This is a genomic window from Sphingomonas sp. Leaf38 (genome assembly GCF_001421825.1).
In the GTDB taxonomy this organism is placed as follows: domain Bacteria; phylum Pseudomonadota; class Alphaproteobacteria; order Sphingomonadales; family Sphingomonadaceae; genus Sphingomonas.
The window spans coordinates 792,885-793,413 of sequence record NZ_LMLD01000011.1; the positions used below are offsets into that span (position 1 = coordinate 792,885).

Consider the following 529-nt stretch of genomic DNA (forward strand, 5'->3'; position numbering starts at 1 on the left):
TCGATGGCGAGGCGAAATCGTTGATCCAGCAGAACCCGGGGATATTCTAAGATGAAGACCAAGGTCATGATGATGGTTGCCGCAGCGGTGGCTCTCGGCGGCCTTTCGGTGGTAGCCTCGGCGCAGCGCGACCCAGCCTATGCCGCGGCGCGCGCGGGAGGCGAGGTCGGCGAGCAGCCCGACGGCTATCTCGGCCTCGTCGGCGCGGCGAGCGGCGAGCTGCGCGCGCTGGTCAACAACATCAATATCCAGCGCAAGTCGGCGTACACGCAAAAGGCGCAGGCAAGCGGCGCGACGGTCGAGCAGTTGGCGTTCACCAGCGGCTGCAACCTGATCCTGCAGACCAATCCCGGTGAAAAGTACAAGACCCCGAACGGCGTCTGGAAGACGCGCACCGCTGGCGCCCCCGACCGCGATTCGCGCTGCGTGTGAATGATACCGTAATCCTCCCCCGCCAGGGGGAGGTGGCTGGCGCTTGCCAGACGGAGGGGGAGGAAGGCGAAACGTAGGTTGCCTTTCCTTCCCCCCC

Annotated in this window: 1 protein-coding gene; it reads left to right on the forward strand. The window is 65.6% G+C overall.

The genetic code is table 11. The features are described 5' to 3' along the window. Positions 1-51 precede the first annotated feature (51 nt). On the forward strand, positions 52-432 hold the full coding sequence (locus ASE88_RS11030) for a YdbL family protein (RefSeq protein WP_056478104.1): 381 nt from the start codon (positions 52-54) through the stop codon (positions 430-432). Positions 433-529: the final 97 nt, after the last annotated feature.

Bases quoted from the DNA above. Each gene is read 5' to 3' on its own strand.
- ASE88_RS11030 (WP_056478104.1), top strand. From the start codon at position 52: ATGAAGACCAAGGTCATGATGATGGTTGCCGCAGCGGTGGCTCTCGGC.